This window comes from Streptomyces sp. NBC_01257 (assembly GCF_035917255.1).
Classification (GTDB): Bacteria; Actinomycetota; Actinomycetes; order Streptomycetales; family Streptomycetaceae; genus Streptomyces.
Genome location: NZ_CP108472.1, coordinates 3,082,634 through 3,096,164 on the forward strand (window position 1 = coordinate 3,082,634; position 13,531 = coordinate 3,096,164).

The 13,531-nt window shown below is 71.6% G+C and carries 11 protein-coding genes; 4 read left to right on the forward strand and 7 right to left on the reverse strand.

From position 1 onward, the window contains the following. Positions 1 to 7 precede the first annotated feature (7 nt). On the forward strand, positions 8 to 844 hold the full coding sequence (locus tag OG408_RS13120; RefSeq protein ID WP_326669972.1) for a DUF3097 domain-containing protein: 837 nt from the start codon (positions 8 to 10) through the stop codon (positions 842 to 844). 433 nt (positions 845 to 1,277) lie between these two features. Here the strand turns inward: OG408_RS13120 and hemW are convergent, their stop codons facing one another. The 4 genes from hemW to lepA form a co-directional block, all read right to left on the reverse strand. After that, positions 1,278 to 2,510, reverse strand: a complete 1,233-nt coding sequence (gene hemW, locus OG408_RS13125; RefSeq protein ID WP_326669974.1) for a radical SAM family heme chaperone HemW — start codon at positions 2,508 to 2,510, stop codon at positions 1,278 to 1,280. 54 nt (positions 2,511 to 2,564) lie between these two features. Continuing rightward, a complete protein-coding gene (locus OG408_RS13130; protein ID WP_266786141.1) occupies positions 2,565 to 4,475 on the reverse strand; it encodes an ATP-binding SpoIIE family protein phosphatase in 1,911 nt (636 codons plus the stop codon). A gap of 304 nt (positions 4,476 to 4,779) precedes the next feature. Then, positions 4,780 to 6,669 carry an AMP-dependent synthetase/ligase gene (locus OG408_RS13135; RefSeq protein WP_266778640.1) on the reverse strand — a complete coding sequence of 630 codons (1,890 nt, stop codon included), beginning with the start codon at positions 6,667 to 6,669 and terminating at the stop codon, positions 4,780 to 4,782. A gap of 285 nt (positions 6,670 to 6,954) precedes the next feature. Beyond that, positions 6,955 to 8,829 (reverse strand): translation elongation factor 4, encoded by a 1,875-nt coding sequence (gene lepA / locus OG408_RS13140; RefSeq protein ID WP_266778642.1) that lies wholly within the window; start codon positions 8,827 to 8,829, stop codon positions 6,955 to 6,957. 225 nt (positions 8,830 to 9,054) lie between these two features. On the opposite strand from lepA, the gene rpsT reads away from it, so the two are divergent. Continuing rightward, positions 9,055 to 9,321 (forward strand): 30S ribosomal protein S20, encoded by a 267-nt coding sequence (gene rpsT / locus OG408_RS13145; protein WP_266778644.1) that lies wholly within the window; start codon positions 9,055 to 9,057, stop codon positions 9,319 to 9,321. 255 nt (positions 9,322 to 9,576) lie between these two features. Here rpsT and holA read toward each other — a convergent pair whose 3' ends face one another. Next, complete coding sequence (gene holA, locus OG408_RS13150; RefSeq protein WP_266778646.1) at positions 9,577 to 10,563, reverse strand: DNA polymerase III subunit delta; 987 nt, start codon at positions 10,561 to 10,563, stop codon at positions 9,577 to 9,579. A 65-nt stretch (positions 10,564 to 10,628) separates the two neighbouring features. On the opposite strand from holA, the gene OG408_RS13155 reads away from it, so the two are divergent. Continuing rightward, a complete protein-coding gene (locus OG408_RS13155; RefSeq protein ID WP_266778648.1) occupies positions 10,629 to 10,892 on the forward strand; it encodes a hypothetical protein in 264 nt (87 codons plus the stop codon). Between the two features lie 100 nt (positions 10,893 to 10,992). On the opposite strand, the gene OG408_RS13160 is transcribed toward OG408_RS13155, so the two are convergent. Beyond that, positions 10,993 to 11,877, reverse strand: a complete 885-nt coding sequence (locus tag OG408_RS13160) for a YceI family protein (protein WP_266778649.1) — start codon at positions 11,875 to 11,877, stop codon at positions 10,993 to 10,995. 185 nt (positions 11,878 to 12,062) lie between these two features. Further along, entirely contained in the window at positions 12,063 to 12,929 is an 867-nt protein-coding gene (locus OG408_RS13165; RefSeq protein ID WP_285563581.1) for an arylamine N-acetyltransferase family protein, read from the reverse strand. Positions 12,930 to 13,072: 143 nt separating this feature from the next. On the opposite strand from OG408_RS13165, the gene OG408_RS13170 reads away from it, so the two are divergent. Next, positions 13,073 to 13,528 carry a pyridoxamine 5'-phosphate oxidase family protein gene (locus OG408_RS13170; protein WP_266778653.1) on the forward strand — a complete coding sequence of 152 codons (456 nt, stop codon included), beginning with the start codon at positions 13,073 to 13,075 and terminating at the stop codon, positions 13,526 to 13,528. Positions 13,529 to 13,531 lie beyond the last annotated feature (3 nt).

Genomic DNA, 13,531 nt, shown 5'->3' on the forward strand with positions numbered 1-13,531 from the left:
TCATCCGATGCGCAGCTACCAGCCGGACCTGACCCCGCCGTGGAAGAAGTCCGCCCCCGCCCCCGAGGTGTCCGCCGAGCCCGATCTGGTCGTGGAGGACGTCGCCACCGGCTTCTGCGGTGCGGTGATCCGGTGCGAGAAGACCGCCGAGGGCCCGACGGTGACCCTGGAGGACCGCTTCGGCAAGCACCGGGTCTTCCCGATGGCACCGCGCGGCTTCCTGCTGGAGGGCCGGGTCGTCACGCTGGTACGCCCGTCGGCGGGCGGCCCCGCACGCCCCGCCCGCACGGCCTCCGGCTCGGTGGCCGTGCACGGGGCGCGGGCCCGGGTGGCGCGGGCCGGCCGGATCTACGTGGAGGGCCGGCACGACGCCGAACTGGTGGAGCGGGTGTGGGGCGACGACCTGCGGATCGAGGGCGTGGTCGTGGAGTACCTGGAGGGCATCGACGACCTGCCCGCGATCGTGCGCGAGTTCTCACCGGGCCCGGACGCACGGCTGGGTGTGCTGGTCGACCATCTCGTCCCCGGCTCCAAGGAGTCCCGGATCGCCGCACAGATCTCGGACGGCGACGTGCTGGTGGTCGGCCACCCGTACATCGACGTATGGGAGGCGGTGAAGCCGTCGTCGGTGGGAATCCCCGGCTGGCCGGTGGTGCCGCGCGGCCAGGACTGGAAGACGGGCGTGTGCCGCTCGCTGGGCTGGCCGGAGAACACGGGGGCGGCCTGGCAGCGCATCCTGTCCACGGTCCGCTCCTACCGGGACCTGGAGCCGGAACTGCTGGGCCGGGTGGAGGAACTGATCGACTTCGTAACAGCCCCACCCACGACAGGCCCGGGCGCGTAGCCTCCCGCCCCAACTGCGACGGGCCCGGGCGCGGGGCCTTCCCGCCTCACCTACGACGGCCCCGGGCGCGGGGCTTTCCTGCCCCACCCACGACGGGCCCCGGCCCATAGCCTTCCCGCACGAGGCGGACCCTGGCGCGGGGTCTTCCCTGTCCCACCCACGACGGGCCCCGGCGCGGGGCCTTCCCACCCCACCTGGCACCTACGCCCCACCAAGCCCCTCCGCCCCTTCCAGCCCCTTCCAGCCCCGCCGGCGTTTGAGGCGCGGGGTCCGGGGCGGAGCCCCGGTTACGGGAAGGGGCGGGGAGGGGAACAGCCCCGCCGCAGGCGCACCAGCCCCGAGGGGGGCACCCAGCAGGCGCACCAGCCCCGAGAGGGCACCCCTCAGGCGCACCCTCCCCGGGGGGGCACCCCCAGGGACGCCCCGCACCCCCTCAGTCCACCAGGTCCCGCACCACCGCATCCGCCAACAACCGCCCCCGCAACGTCAGCACCGCCCGCCCCTCCCCGTACGGCCCCGGCTCGAGCAGACCGTCCGACACGGCCCGCCCCGCCGCCGCCAGCCCCGCAGGGGCGAGCAGCGACAGCGGGCAGCCGTCGACGAGCCGCAGCTCCAGCAGGATGCGCTCGACCCGCCGGTCCTCCGCGGAGAGGATCTCGCGCCCCGCACCCGGCGAGCGCCCCTCGGCGAGCGCCTGCGCGTACGCCCCGGGGTGCTTCACGTTCCACCAGCGCACGCCACCGACATGGCTGTGCGCGCCGGGCCCGGCGCCCCACCAGTCCGCCCCGCGCCAGTACAGCTCGTTGTGCAGGCAGCGGCCCTCGGGGGTCCGGGCCCAGTTCGACACCTCGTACCAGGAGAAGCCGGCCGCGGCCATCGCCTCGTCCGCGATCAGATAGCGGTCGGCGTGCGCGTCGTCGTCCGTCATCGGGATCTCGCCGCGCTTGATCCGGCGGGCCAGCTGGGTGCCCTCCTCGACGATCAGGGCGTACGCCGACACATGGTCGGGGCCGGCACCGATCGCCGCGTCGAGGGAGGCGCGCCAGTCGTCGTCGGACTCCCCCGGCGTGCCGTAGATCAGGTCGAGGTTGACGTGCTCGAAGCCGGCCGCCCTCGCCTCGGCGACGCACGCCTCGGGCCGGCCGGGGGTGTGGGTGCGGTCGAGGATCTTCAGGACGTGCTGCCGGGCGCTCTGCATCCCGAAGGAGATCCGGTTGAAGCCGCCCTCGCGCAGCTCCGCGAGATAGGCGGGTCCGACGGACTCCGGGTTCGCCTCGGTGGTGATCTCGGCGTCGTCCGCGAGCCCGAACTCCTCGCGGATCGCGGCCAGCATCCGGACCAGATCGGCGGCGGCCAGCAGCGTCGGCGTACCGCCGCCGACGAAGACCGTGCGGACCTGCCGGGGGTCGTCGCCGAGGACCTTGCGGGCCTGGCGGACCTCGCCGATGAGGTGGGAGGCGTAGTTGTCGCGGGAGGCCAGCGCACCGCCGGAGCCGCGCAGCTCGGTCGCGGTGTAGGTGTTGAAGTCGCAGTAGCCGCAGCGGGTCGCGCAGTACGGCACGTGCAGATAGAAGCCGAGCGGGCGGTCGGCGGCGCCTTCCAGGGCATGGCGGGGCAGCGCCCCGTCGTCGGGCACGGGCTCACCATCGGGCAGTACGGAAGGCATACCGTCCATTGTCGCGCGCCGCCCGGCACCCGGACGCCACGCCGGGGACGGGCGCTACTGGGCCTGGAGGACCAGCAGCGCCAGGTCGTCGTCCGGCGGGCGCTCGGCGAAGGCGTGCACGGCGTGCTTGATGCGGTCCGCGATGCCTTCGGCGGTCAGCCCGGCGCAGCCGGAGAGCGCCTGTGCCAGCCCGTCCCCGTCGTCGAACATCAGCGGCCCCGAGCGCCGCTCGGTCACCCCGTCGGTGACGCACAGCAGGCTGTCGCCGGGCGCCAGGTCGAAGCTCTGGGTCTCGTAGACGGCGTCGTCCATGATGCCGAGCAGCAGCTGTGGTTCGGCGGCCGGGCGGACCGTGCCGTCGGGGCGCAGCAGCAGTGGCAGCGGGTGCCCCGCGCTGGCCAGGGTGCAGCGCGCGCCGCCGTCGGGCAGCGGCACGAGCTCCCCGTAGAGCAGGGAGAGGAACCGGGACTGCCCGCTGTCCGCCGAGTGCTGGCCGCCCGCGGCGGCGACCATGAGGGCGGCCGCCTCCGCGGCCTCCATCGCGTCGTCGAGGAGCAGCCGGTTCAGCCGGACCAGGACCTCGCCGGCCTGGAAGCCCTCGCGGGCCAGCAGCCGCAGCCAGGGGCGGGCGAGTCCGGTGACGACGGCCGCCTCGGGGCCGCTGCCCTGGACGTCGCCGAGGACGAAGCACCAGCGGTCGCCGGGGCACGGGAAGATGTCGTAGAAGTCACCCCCGACCACCCCGTCGTCGCTGGGTTCGTAGACCAGGGAACTGGCGACGCCCGGTATGTCGGCGACCTTGCTGGGGAGCAGTCCGCGCTGGAGGATGCGGCTGATGGTGGCCTGCCGGGTGTAGGCGCGGGCGGCGCCGACGGCGAGTCCGACCCGGCGTACGAAGTCCTCGATGAGCGCCGTGACCTCGTCGGGGACGCGGGCGATGCCTTCGCGGCCCAGGAGTACGGCTCCGAGGGTGCGGCCGCCCGAGGTGATCCGGTAGGCGAGCGCGACGCCTTCTGCCGCTTCCTCGCCCGGCTTCTCGCCGTCCTCCGCGCTGCCGGGCCACGGTATCGAGACGGGTCCGGTCCCGACCCGCTCGGGGAGCCGGAGCGGGTCGCCCTCCAGCAGGGTGCGCAGGGTCTGGATGCGGCTCTCGTCGATGTGCCAGACCTTGGCGAGCCGGGGGACGGCCGCGCGGCCGGGGGTCTCGGGCTCCAGCCAGATGGCGCACCAGTCGGCGAGCCGGGGCACGAGTAACTGTCCGGCGAGCGCGGCGACGATGTCCTCGTCGAGCTGGCCGGCCAGCAGGTCCGAGGCCTCGGCGAGGAACGACAGCGCGCCGCGTCCGGCCCAGTCCGCGTCGTCGCGCAGGGCCCGCCGTGCGGTGGGGGCGAGCAGTTCGGCGGCGCGCAGTCCGCGCTGGAACCCGGGCTCCGGGCGGGCGTCGGGGAAGGGGTTCCAGTCGTCGACGGGGAGCCGGGCCCAGACGGTCTTGAGGCCGGTGCGGTAGGTGATGCCCCAGCGTTCGGAGAGGGTGGCGACGAGTTCCAGGCCGCGGCCGAACTCCGCGGGCTCCCCGGGGCCTTCCGCGCCCGCGAAGCCGCCCTCGGAGCCGTCGCTGCGCACGGCGCGGGCCGGGTGGTGGTCGGAGACCTCCAGGACGAGCGCGGAGACCTCGTCCTCGGTCGCCTCCTCCAGGCGGAAGAGCAGTTCGACGTTGGTCCCGGCGTGCACGACGGCGTTGGTGACGAGTTCGCTGACGACGACCGACGCGTCGTCGGACAGCCGGTCGCTGAAGCCGACGGCCGCGGGCAGCCCGAGCCCGCTCCACTCGGCGAGCGCCGCCGCGACGAACCGCCTGGCCGCCGAGGGCGCCAACAGGTTCCCGGGCAGGCTCGTCCGGGCGACGGGCTGTCCGCCCGAGGACGAGCCGTTGGTTCCTGGACGCTGCACGATGTCCCGCTGCAAGGGAATGGACCCCACAGGGCGGCTCCTGACCTGTTCTCGCTCTGCCTGTTCTCCGTTAAGCCCCGCTGACGACACGGACAGAGTGACAGATCGGCCCTTCGCATACGCGTCGAGTTACCGAAGTGAGTAGGAGAACACGGCCCCGGACGTGCACCAGGCCCCCGCGCGGCGGGCGCGGGGGCCTGGTGATCGTCCGTTCCGGGCCGCCGACGGCCCGGTGTCCGGAACCGGCCGCCACTCGGGCGGCCGGCCGGAGCGGGCGGGCGGACTCGGGCCGCGCCCCGCCGGAGGGGCGTATGCCGGGCTACGCCTCGCGGGAGCCCGCGTACATGTCGTCGATGAGGTCCTTGTACTCACGCTCGACGACCGGCCGCTTCAGCTTGAGGCTGGGTGTGACCTCGCCGTGCTCGATGTCGAGGTCGCGCGGGAGCAGCCGGAACTTCTTGATGGTCTGCCAGCGCTGCAGACCCTCGTTGAGCCGCTTCACGTATCCGTCGATGAGCTCGACGGTCTTCGGGGCGGCCACGACGTCCGCGTAGGACTTGCCCTCCAGTCCGTTCTCGGCGGCCCAGCCGAGGATCGTGGGCTCGTCGAGGGCGATCAGCGCGGTGCAGAAGTTACGGTCCGCGCCGTGCACCAGGATGTTGGAGACGAACGGGCAGACCGCCTTGAACTGGCCCTCGACCTCGGCCGGCGCGATGTACTTGCCGCCGGACGTCTTGATCAGGTCCTTCTTGCGGTCGGTGATCCGCAGGTAGCCGTCCACGGAGAGTTCGCCGATGTCGCCGGTGTGGAACCAGCCGTCGGCCTCCAGGACCTCGGCGGTCTTGTCCGGCAGCCCCTGGTAGCCCTGCATCAGGCCGGGACCGCGCAGCAGGATCTCGCCGTCGTCGGCGATCCGGACCTCGGTGCCGGGGAGCGGCTTGCCGACGGTGCCGGTGCGGTAGGCCTCGCCCGGGTTGACGAAGGAGGCGGCGCTCGACTCGGTGAGGCCGTAGCCCTCCAGGATGTGGATCCCGGCGCCGGCGAAGAAGAAGCCGATCTCCGGGGCGAGCGCGGCGGAGCCGGAGACGCAGGCGCGGAGCCGGCCGCCGAAGGCCTCGCGGATCTTGGCGAAGACGAGGGCGTCGGCGACCTTGTGCTTGGCGCCGAGCGCGAAGGGCACGGATGCGGTGCCGGTGCGCCGGAAGTTGTCCTGGGAGACCTTCGCGTACTCGCGGGCGACGCCGGCCGCCCAGAGGAAGATCTTGTACTTGGCTCCGCCACCGGCGCGGGCCTTGGCGGCGACGCCGTTGTAGACCTTCTCGAAGATGCGGGGGACGGCGGCCATATAGGTCGGCTGGACGATCGGCAGGTTCTCGATGATCTTGTCGACCCGGCCGTCGACGGCGGTGACGTGGCCGACCTCGATCTGCCCGGAGGTGAGGACCTTGCCGAAGACGTGCGCGAGCGGCAGCCAGAGGTACTGGACGTCGTCCTTGGTGATCAGCCCGGTCGAGACGGTGGCCTTGGCCATGTACGACCAGTTGTCGTGCGGCAGCCGGACGCCCTTGGGGCGGCCTGTGGTACCCGAGGTGTAGATGAGGGTCGCGAGCTGTTCGGGGGTGATCGCGTCGACCCGGTCGGTGACCGCGGCCGGGTTCTTGGCCAGGTGCTCGTTGCCCAGGGCCTCCAGGTCGGCCAGTGTGAGCACCCAGCCCTCGGGGTCGCCCTCGGCCGGTCCGGCGCCCTCGGCGTCGATGACGACGACATGGGCGAGGTTCGGCAGCTCGGCACGGCGCTCGCGGGCCTTGGCCAGCTGGGTGGCGTCCTCGGCGATCAGTACCCGGCTGTCGGAGTCGGAGAGGATGAACGCCGACTCCTCGGCGTTGGTCGAGGGGTAGATCGTGGTGGTCGCGGCGCCCGCGCACATGACGCCGAGGTCGACGAGGATCCATTCGACCCGGGTGCTCGCGGCGAGCGCGACGCGCTCCTCCGGCTGCACGCCCAGAGCGATCAGCCCGGCCGCCACGGCGTGGACCCGCTCGGCGGCCTGCGCCCAGCTGAGGGACTTCCACTCGTCGGGGCCCTGGCCGGCGGCTGCGGGGACGGGGTAGCGGTAGGCCTCCCCGTCCGGGGTGGCCGCCACCCGGTCGATGAAGAGGGTCGCCACGGAGGGCGGACGGTTCTCGATCATGGTCTGTGTGTCGCTCACGACATCCTCCGGGCCTGCGGCAGTGCTTCACGACGGGCTGCTGGTTGGGGTGTGCTCTCCGCTTACGTCTGCGTGCTTGACGATGCTTGTTTAACTGGCGAGTAACTACGAAGCCGTGATCAGAGTAAAGCGCCCGCACGCCCCGCGTAAGAGGCAACGGGACCCCGCTTCATAACGAACAGGCCCCCGCGGCGCAGCGTTCTGCGATGCGGGGACCCGTTCGTCTACCGGCCGGTAGGTGTGAGGGACGCGACTGCGTGCCGCCGCTCGCCCCACACCTCCGTACTACTTCTTGGCCTTGGTCTCCCCGGCGGACTCGTCGGTCGACAGGACGGAGATGAACGCGTCCTGCGGCACCTCCACGTTGCCGACCATCTTCATCCGCTTCTTGCCTTCCTTCTGCTTCTCCAGCAGCTTCCGCTTACGGGAGATGTCACCGCCGTAGCACTTGGCGAGGACGTCCTTGCGGATGGCACGGACGGTCTCACGGGCGATGACCCGCGAGCCGATGGCCGCCTGGATCGGCACCTCGAAGTTCTGCCGCGGGATGAGCTTCTGCAGCTTGGCGACGAGCCGGACGCCGTACGCGTACGCCTTGTCCTTGTGCGTGACCGCGGAGAAGGCGTCGACCTTGTCGCCGTGCAGCAGGATGTCGACCTTGACGAGCTGGGCGGACTGCTCGCCGGTGGGCTCGTAGTCGAGCGAGGCGTAACCCCGGGTCTTGGACTTCAGCTGGTCGAAGAAGTCGAAGACGATCTCGGCGAGCGGCAGGGTGTAGCGGATCTCGACCCGGTCCTCGGAGAGGTAGTCCATGCCGAGCAGGGTGCCGCGGCGCTGCTGGCAGAGCTCCATGATCGCGCCGATGAACTCGCTGGGCGCCAGGACCGTGGCCCGGACGACCGGCTCGTGCACCTTGTCGATCTTGCCCTCGGGGAATTCACTCGGGTTGGTGACGGTGTGCTCGGTGCCGTCCTCCATCTCGACGCGGTAGACCACGTTGGGGGCGGTGGCGATGAGGTCGAGACCGAACTCGCGCTCCAGCCGCTCGCGGACCACGTCCAGGTGGAGCAGGCCGAGGAAGCCGACACGGAAGCCGAAGCCGAGCGCGGCCGAGGTCTCCGGCTCGTACACCAGGGCGGCGTCGTTGAGCTGGAGCTTGTCCAGGGCCTCGCGCAGGTCCGGGTAGTCCGATCCGTCCAGCGGGTACAGACCCGAGAACACCATCGGCTTGGGGTCCTTGTAACCGCCCAGCGCCTCGGTCGCCCCGTTGCTCAGGGAGGTGATCGTGTCACCGACCTTGGACTGCCGGACGTCCTTCACACCGGTGATGATGTAGCCGACCTCGCCGACGCCGATGCCGTCGGACGGGGTCATCTCCGGGGAGGAGACACCGATCTCCAGCAGCTCGTGGGTGGCGCCGGTCGACATCATCCGGATGCGCTCGCGCTTGTTCAGCTGGCCGTCGACGACACGGACGTACGTGACGACACCGCGGTACGCGTCGTAGACGGAGTCGAAGATCATCGCGCGGGCCGGGGCGTCCGCCTTGCCGACGGGCGCCGGGACGTCCCGGACCACCCGGTCGAGCAGCGCGTCCACGCCGACACCGGTCTTCGCGGAGACCTTGAGGACGTCCTCCGGCTGGCAGCCGATGAGGTTGGCCAGCTCCTCGGAGAACTTCTCCGGCTGGGCGGCCGGCAGGTCGATCTTGTTGAGCACCGGGACGATGGTGAGGTCGTTCTCCATCGCCAGGTAGAGGTTGGCGAGCGTCTGGGCCTCGATGCCCTGCGCCGCGTCGACCAGCAGGACCGTGCCCTCACAGGCGGCGAGCGAACGGGAGACCTCGTAGGTGAAGTCGACGTGTCCCGGGGTGTCGATCATGTTGAGGACGTGGGTGCTGCCCTGGCCCTCACCGGTGGTCGGCGCCCAGGGCAGCCGGACCGCCTGGGACTTGATGGTGATGCCACGCTCGCGCTCGATGTCCATCCGGTCGAGGTACTGAGCGCGCATCTGCCGCTGGTCGACCACACCGGTCAGCTGGAGCATCCGGTCGGCAAGGGTCGACTTGCCGTGGTCGATGTGCGCGATGATGCAGAAATTGCGGATCAGCGCCGGGTCGGTACGGCTCGGCTCGGGCACGTGGAGAGGAGTCGCGGGCACGCAGGGTCCTGATTCTTGAGACGCCGAACGCCGTGTCTCGGGTCGATGTCGGGTCGGTCGGATCTGTACGCGGATCTGTACGTAGCCCCCATCGTCCCACGCCTGCGGGGCGAAGACCGGTTTGGGCCGGTCGGAGCGCGGCTGGTACCGTGGACAGCTGTGCCCCGTGACCCTCGGGCCGCAGGACACACATCGAAGATCCAACGAACCTGAAAAGGCTCTTTCGTGGCGAACATCAAGTCCCAGATCAAGCGGAACAAGACGAACGAGAAGGCGCGCCTGCGTAACAAGGCCGTCAAGTCCTCGCTCAAGACCGCGATCCGCAAGGCCCGCGAGGCCGTCGTTGCGGGCGACGTCGAGAAGGCCACTGTGGCCGTTCGCGACGCCTCCCGTGCGCTCGACAAGGCTGTCTCGAAGGGTGTCATCCACAAGAACGCCGCCGCCAACAAGAAGTCGGCGCTGGCCACCAAGGTTGCCACCCTCCAGGGCTGAGCATTCTGATGTGATCGCCGGAACGGACCCAGCGGGCCCTCTCTCCCGCTCCTGACCGGCACCCGCGCCGCACACCGAACCTGCGTTCGCCACGCGGGTGCGGCGCACCGAGCGCACAACGAAGGCCCCCGTCGCTCCCTCCCCAGGGAGCGACGGGGGCCTTCGTCACATCCGGATTCAAGCCCGTCCGACGGCTGAGGACACCGCGAGGACACCGACACCGCGGCCGGCCCGGCGAACCGGCATCCGCTGCCGCTACCGCCCCGTCCGTGCGGCCCGCGCCACCGCGACCACGGCCTTCTCCAGCGCGTACTCCGGATCGTCCCCGCCGCCCTTGACACCCGCATCCGCGTCCGCGACCGCCCGGAGCGCCACCGCGACCCCGTCCGGCGTCCATCCCCGCATCTGCTGACGCACCCGATCGATCTTCCAGGGCGGCATGCCCAGCTCCCGGGCGAGGTCCGCCGGACGCCCACCGCGCGCCGACGAGAGCTTCCCGATCGCCCGGACGCCCTGGGCCAGCGCGCTGGTGATCAGCACGGGGGCCACTCCGGTCGACAGCGACCAGCGCAGGGCCTCCAGCGCCTCCGCCGCCCGCCCCTCGACCGCCCGGTCGGCGACCGTGAAGCTCGACGCCTCGGCCCGCCCCGTGTAGTAGCGCCCGACGACGGCCTCGTCGATCGTGCCCTCGACATCCGCGACGAGCTGCGAGACCGCGCTCGCCAGCTCCCGCAGATCGCTGCCGATGGAGTCGACCAGCGCCTGGCACGCCTCGGGGGTCGCGGACCGGCCCAGCGTCCGGAACTCGCCCCGCACGAAGGAGAGCCGCTCGGCGGGCTTGGTGGTCTTCGGGCAGGCGACCTCCCGCGCCCCGGCCTTGCGTGCCGCGTCGAGCAGCCCCTTGCCCTTGGCGCCGCCCGCGTGCAGCAGCATGAGGGTGATCTCCTCGACCGGGTCGTCGAGGTACTTCTTGACGTCCTTGATCGTGTCGGCGGAGAGGTCCTGCGCGTTGCGCACGATCACCACCTTGCGCTCGGCGAAGAGCGAGGGGCTCGTCAGCTCGGCGAGGGTGCCCGGCTGGAGCTGGTCGGAACTGAGGTCCCGGACGTCCGTGTCGGCGTCGGAGGCGCGGGCCGCCGCCACCACTTGCTGCACGGCACGGTCCAGGAGCAGGTCCTCCTGCCCCACGGCGAGCGTGAGGGGGGCGAGCGGGTCGTCGGTGGAATTCCTTCTGGTGGCCATCGCCGTCCAGCATCCCACGGGCCACTGACAGCCCGGCTGCGGCCGCCGCCGGGGCACGGCCGCCCATGCCCGAGAATGGACGGGTGAGCGACGTGAGACATGTACTGGTGCTGCCCGACCGCGATGCCGCCGAGGAGGCCGCCGGAGAACTGGCCGACCGGTTCGGGGTCACCGAGGAGCCGCAGCTCGTGCGCGACGCGCTGGCCGGCGAGGACGACGCCGAGGACGCCCAGTGGCTGGTGGTCGTGGAGGATCCGGACGGGCGCCTGGACTCCGCGGCGCTCGACGGATTCGCCGCGGAGTACGAGGGGTGGCTGGAGGCGCCGTAAAGGCCGCCGGAACTCCGGCCCGGGGCCGGGGCCGGGTCCCGAACCGCGGTCGGATCCGAGGCCGAAGCCGGAGCCAAGGCCGGAGCAGAGGCCGAAGCCGTCAGCTCTTCGGGACGATTTGGATGTCCATGTCGATGGAGATGCTGGAACCGACCGCCGCGATGCCACGGGCGAGCATCGTCTGCCAGGTGAGGGTGAAGTCCTCGCGGTGCAGCTCCGTGGTGGCGCGGCACGCGGCGCGGGTCTCGCCCTCCAGGCCGTTGCCGAGGCCGAGGTACTGGGTGTCCAGCATGACCGTACGGCTCACCCCGTGCAGGGTGAGCGCGCCGCTCACACCCCAGCGGGTGCCGCCCCGGTGGACGAATCGGTCGCTGTAGAACTCCAGTGTCGGATAGCGGCCGACGTCGAGGAAGTCGCCCGAACGCAGGTGGTCGTCGCGCATCTGGACGTTCGTGTCGATCGAGGCGGCGTCGACGATCACGTGCATGGCCGAGTTCTCCATGCGGTCGGCGATCCGGACCGCGCCCGCGAAGGTGTTGAACCGGCCGTGGATGCGGGCCATCCCGATGTGACGGGCCGTGAACCCGATCTGGGAGTGCATCGGCTCGATCTCCCACTCGCCCGGGTCGGGCAGCTGCGGGGGCGCGGAGACCTGGAGCATCACATCGCCCAGGCCCGCGTGACCGCCCTCGGTCACCGCGGCCGAACCGTGGAACGGGGTGAAGCCCTCCGCCGTGACGGCCACTCGGTACTCCCCCGCCGGGACGGTGGCGAGGACATGGCCGTACGGGTCCGTCTCGCCGCCGACGATCTTGCGCCCCGCAGCATCCGTGACCACGAACTCGGCTTGCTGGACAGCCTCGTTGACCGGGTCGAGCACCCGGCAGCTGAGGACACCCGCGGAGTCCGGTACGGCAAGACCGGCGAGGGCGCTGCCGCGTACCGCACCCGTCGCTCCTTTGTTTCCGAGCCAACGGCCGAACATCTTCACGCACTCCCGGGGGCGGTTTCACCTCGGGCCGGAGGGCTGGACGTCGTTGTCGGAGCAGCGGCCCGCCGACGAGCATGCATTCGATCACCCTTGTGGCGTTCGAGGCAAACAGCGCGGCTCGCAAGGGCTTGGGTGGAGGTGTTACCGAAGGTCCGAATTGATCGTTCCGTTTGTGTGTGTCACCCATTCGGTACGGAAGTACCGGCCCCCCGGTCGGGCGGAAGCCGGTCGAGACGCATCCCGAAGTGCTCGCGGTAGGCGGCGAAGACCTCTTCGTCGCTGTGCAGTTCGGTCTCGTGGCGGTCCTCGCCCACCGTCGTGAGGAGCCTGCGGCCCTTGAGCGTGATCCGCCCGGTGGCGGTGAAGCGTGAGCAGACCGGCCCCCGGGTGAAGCCGGAGTCGGGAGAGGTCCGGTGGTACCAGGAACCGGCCCGGAAGTCGGCGAGCGCCCGGGGCCGCAGGTCCAGACGGAACTGGGGCGTGCCGTCCCGCAGCACCTCCAGATCCCCGTACTCCCCGGCGCCCCCGGCTCCTTCGGGGCCGCCCGCGTCCACGATGTGCTCCGCAGGGGCCGGTGCGATCCGGAAGGTGCCGCGCGGGTCCTCCTGGTCCGTACGGTCGCCGAGCGACAAGGGGTGCTGGGCGTGGTCGCCGAAGCCGACGTCGGCCAGCCACGGCCCGCTGCCGTCGTCCGTCTCCACCCGCAGCGCCATGTGGTCGTACGGGATGCCGAGCCGCCCCCCGTCGCCGTGGACCCGCGCCTGGAGCAGCGTGACCCGGAACCCGAGCGACCGCAGCAGCGCGGCGAAGGCGCCGTTGAGTTCGTAGCAGAACCCGCCGCGGCGGTCCGCCACGACCTTGTCGAGGAGCGCCTCCTCCTCCAGCACGATGTCCTCGCCGAGGTGGATGGAGAGGTTCTCGAAGGGCACGGAGGTGAGGTGGCGCAGTTGCAGTTCGCGCAGCGCCGCTGCATCGGCGCGGGCGGGCCGGGCGGCGCCGATGCGCTCCAGGTAGGAGTCGGTGGTCTGCTGCGATCTGGGGTCCATGCCGTCAGTCTGTCCCGGCACGCGACGCTCTGCCATGAGCCGGTGGTCGTAGGACCGTCGGGACGCGTGCGGCGCCGTGCGCCGATGGTCCTAGGTCCGGCGGCTGAGGTGCGATGCCCCGCCCGTTCACTAGCGTGGCGGGCATGACGAATCCGGAGCCGGCGCGCAGCCGCGAACAGCGCAAGCAGGACGTGCTCGATCACCTGGAGAAGGACGAGGACGCCTGGGTGTCGACCTCCTCCGCCGACGGGGCACCCACCCTCGTTCCCCTCTCGTTCGTCTGGGACCGGGAGACCCTGCTGATGGCCACCCGGCGCACCAACCCGACGGCGGTCAACGTGACACCGGCCGGGCAGGCCAGGATCGCGCTGGGCCACACCCGCGATGTGGTCCTCATCGAGGCGACGGCGGAGGTCGTCGAGGGCGCGGACCTTCCCGTCGAGTCGGGCGACGCCTTCGCCGCCAAGCTCAACTGGGACCTGCGGGGCCGTTCCGCCTGGGTGTACCTGCGGTTCACGCCGTACGCGGTCAGGGCCTGGCGGGAGGAGAACGAGCTCGCCGGCCGTGAACTGATGGCCGAGGGCCGGTGGCTGGACTGATCG

Excerpts from the sequence above, each read along its gene's own strand:
- OG408_RS13120 (WP_326669972.1), top strand. The coding sequence starts at position 8 with ATGCGCAGCTACCAGCCGGACCTGACCCCGCCGTGGAAGAAGTCCGCC.
- hemW (WP_326669974.1), bottom strand. The coding sequence starts at position 2,510 with ATGCCTTCCGTACTGCCCGATGGTGAGCCCGTGCCCGACGACGGGGCG.
- holA (WP_266778646.1), bottom strand. The coding sequence starts at position 10,563 with ATGGCCACCAGAAGGAATTCCACCGACGACCCGCTCGCCCCCCTCACG.
- OG408_RS13155 (WP_266778648.1), top strand. The coding sequence starts at position 10,629 with ATGCCCGAGAATGGACGGGTGAGCGACGTGAGACATGTACTGGTGCTG.
- OG408_RS13160 (WP_266778649.1), bottom strand. The coding sequence starts at position 11,877 with ATGTTCGGCCGTTGGCTCGGAAACAAAGGAGCGACGGGTGCGGTACGC.
- OG408_RS13165 (WP_285563581.1), bottom strand. The coding sequence starts at position 12,929 with ATGGACCCCAGATCGCAGCAGACCACCGACTCCTACCTGGAGCGCATC.
- OG408_RS13170 (WP_266778653.1), top strand. The coding sequence starts at position 13,073 with ATGACGAATCCGGAGCCGGCGCGCAGCCGCGAACAGCGCAAGCAGGAC.